The sequence below is a fragment of the Mesorhizobium sp. M7A.F.Ca.AU.002.02.1.1 genome (genome assembly GCF_003998535.1).
GTDB lineage: Bacteria > Pseudomonadota > Alphaproteobacteria > Rhizobiales > Rhizobiaceae > Mesorhizobium > Mesorhizobium ciceri.
Genome location: NZ_RZPB01000762.1, coordinates 1 through 2,852, shown reverse-complemented (window position 1 = coordinate 2,852; position 2,852 = coordinate 1). Strand labels below are relative to the sequence as shown.

The 2,852-nt window shown below is 56.7% G+C and carries 2 protein-coding genes; one reads left to right on the top strand and one right to left on the bottom strand.

Features of this window, described 5'->3' with window-relative positions:
- Nucleotides 1–74 precede the first annotated feature (74 nt).
- Nucleotides 75–1,712 (top strand): hypothetical protein, encoded by a 1,638-nt coding sequence (locus EN879_RS30835; protein WP_244507007.1) that lies wholly within the window; start codon nucleotides 75–77, stop codon nucleotides 1,710–1,712.
- Between the two features lie 358 nt (nucleotides 1,713–2,070).
- Here EN879_RS30835 and EN879_RS30830 read toward each other — a convergent pair whose 3' ends face one another.
- A complete protein-coding gene (locus EN879_RS30830) occupies nucleotides 2,071–2,364 on the bottom strand; it encodes a hypothetical protein (RefSeq protein ID WP_127218776.1) in 294 nt (97 codons plus the stop codon).
- Nucleotides 2,365–2,852 lie beyond the last annotated feature (488 nt).

Sequence of the window (2,852 nt, the reverse complement as noted above, 5' to 3'; positions counted from 1 at the left end):
TTATGGTGGATTCTAGACAACCCGCCCGTTGCCAGCCTTCGGTCCGTCACGCGCATTTCTTAGTGCCGACATAGATGCGGCCATTCAGCCCAGGATCGCATTTTGCGCCGGCCACTGCCTTCACCATCAAGGGCAAGGGCGATGGAGACGAGCGCGTCCGCTACCTCCCTTCGCGGGTGAAGGCTACCCCCTTTGACTCTCTTGCGGGGGATACTCACCTGCCGAAAGATTGGCCATCGGACAGCTTGCTGTATCCGCTCACCGGGAACTCGATCGGCATGCAGGTGTCTTTGCCGGGACTGCTAGTATGCGCGGCTATTTTGCTTGTTGCGTACTATTCAAGGGGAATGCTGATCATTGGCTTGATCGCTTCCCAGGCTTTCGGTGCGACGGCCGTGATGACCCTGAGCTTTCTGGGTGGCTCATCCCCCTTGATCTACACCTTATTCGCGGGCCTGCTCGTCACGGCCGTCGCCGCGAGACGGCGTATCTGGTTTGATCTTGGATTCGTGTTCGGAAGCATCGGGTCGATCTGGGTCCTTACAAGCCTTATGCTTTACGCAATCATCGGATCATGGCTGTTTCCGAGGTTCTTTGCGGGACAGACGACCGTATTCGTGCAGTCCAAGAACCGTGGAACAGTCGTAGAAGATTCATTGGCGCCCGTTTCAGCCAACATTTCGCAGACGGGCTACTTTATTCTTGGTGGCCTCGCCGCGATAGCACTTTGCGCCCTGCTGCTGCACTCCAACCGGATCGATCAAATCAGGCGCGGCTTCTTTTTGTGGTGCGGCCTGCACGCGGGAATGGGGCTGATCGATTTCATTGGCAAGACCGCGGGGGCGGGAGACTTTCTGGCCCCGATCAGAACCGCCAACTACGCGATTATATCGAACGCGGTCGAGGCAGGCTTTGTGCGGATCACCGGGCCTTTTTCGGAGGCCTCTTCGTTCGCCAGCGTTTCTCTCGCCTGCCTGGCATTCTGCTACAGCTACTGGAGAAAGACCAAATCACCGCTTGCGAAATGGCTGGCCGGAATCCTGCTCTTCTTGTCCATTCTGTCGACTTCATCGACGGCTTACGTCGGGCTGACACTGCTATGCATCCCCGTTGCGTTGTCCATGCTACAGTCGGTCATCAGGGGAAAAGTTGCGCGCGAAGAGATACTGATAATAGCTCTCATGGTGGTGGGCGGGACCGCCGTACTGGGCATTAGTCTTTACAAAGCCGAGGCGTTGGACCCGTTCGTCAGACTGATCAACAGCACCATCATTAACAAAGCGGATTCCGGGTCAGGCCATGAGCGCACTTATTGGAATGTAAAGAGCCTGCAGTCGTTTCTCGATACGAGCGGACTGGGCGTTGGTTTCGGCAGTTCAAGGGCATCGAGTTGGCCGATCGCTGTCCTGTCGCAGTTGGGTCTGTTTGGATCGCTGATGATAGTGGCCCTGCTCTATGTCGTGACCAGAGGCCTGGGCGCGGTTCGGGAACGGGTGGATGCAGAGACAGATGCAATCGTGACGAGCGTCAGGAATGCTGCCCTTGCAAGCATAATTGCAATGTCGGTGTCGGGTGGCAGCGCTGATCCAGGCATCCTCTTCTTCATCGCACTTGCAGTTGTTTGCGCCACGAGAGCCCGTGCTCGGCGCGGCGTAGCCGCCTTGGAACGAAGCGTTCCGGCGCCGGGCCACGCCACCGTCAACGTCCTGTAATCCAGTTCCGCCGAATTGGCTTCGCGGTGGCAAAGGTTCCTGGCGATGTGCCAGGCCCCCGTCCTGTGCAATATCGGCAGCGAAGTCGAATAAGGGACGGTCGTCGCGATCGAGCGTGCGACAGTACCGCGGCGGTCGCTTGCGAACGAGTAGAAGGGCTGCCGGCAATGTGCATTCGAAGCTTGCGTGGCTGTATCGAGGAGGTGCAGCAGCATCGTGCGGCCTTCTCCGCTTACGTGGTCTCGGGGTATCAAAGTGATCAGAAGCCGCTGCCGTAAGTCAAGTGCGGCCAGGACAGCTGCACAAAGCTTGCTGCATCCCGACGGAGCCAACTAGGTCCAGGGCTATCGGGAATTTGTCAAAAGACTTTTATGCTGCAATCGATATTTGCTTCCATAACGGGCCGACGACTTTCGTCAGAAACAGTCACCGAAAGGTTGCTTTGTAACCCGCCCTGAACTTCGTCCTGTGCCATGGCGACCAGCATTTTAACCGCGTCTACCCGGGCCTCGAGCGCACCAACGTAGTGGGTGCCCTCTGTATCGGGAGAATGGGATTTGCCGTCCCGGATATCGAAAAAAAACAGCGGCATTTTTGCGCCCGTGCTTAAAGCTGTGCGTTCGTCAGAGCAGAAGACTTGCTTCTTGCTCACGGCTGCTTAAGGCATTCCCCTGGGGGATTCTAGCAACCGCAGATGGTCAATGGGACGCGACTGTGGAGAACTCGAATGGCGGCGATCACAAAATATTACAAGGTTTATTAACGCCAGGAAACGCTCCTTATGGGTGGTCCTGGGAGTCGCAATCCAGCCTACGTTGGAACGCGGCACGGTCGTCGATCAGATCGCGGCATCACGACATTCAGCGGTATTATCGGATCTTTGCGGGCATCAGGGCTTGCAGGGCACCGCGGAAATAGCCCGACAACGATGCTCGCCGGCTTTCCATGTCGTGAAAGGGATCAACCAAACTGATAGATAGGCCGGAAGAACGGTTCCGGTAAGCTACCGCCTCGACAACCGCATTTGTGTCGTTCGGAGTGTCCTGTCTTGTCGCTGAATTTCGTTGACGAAGCCCGGCCCAACACGTTCGAGTTTGAAACCTCGGCGCTGATAAAGGCGTCCGGGTTTAGGGAATATGA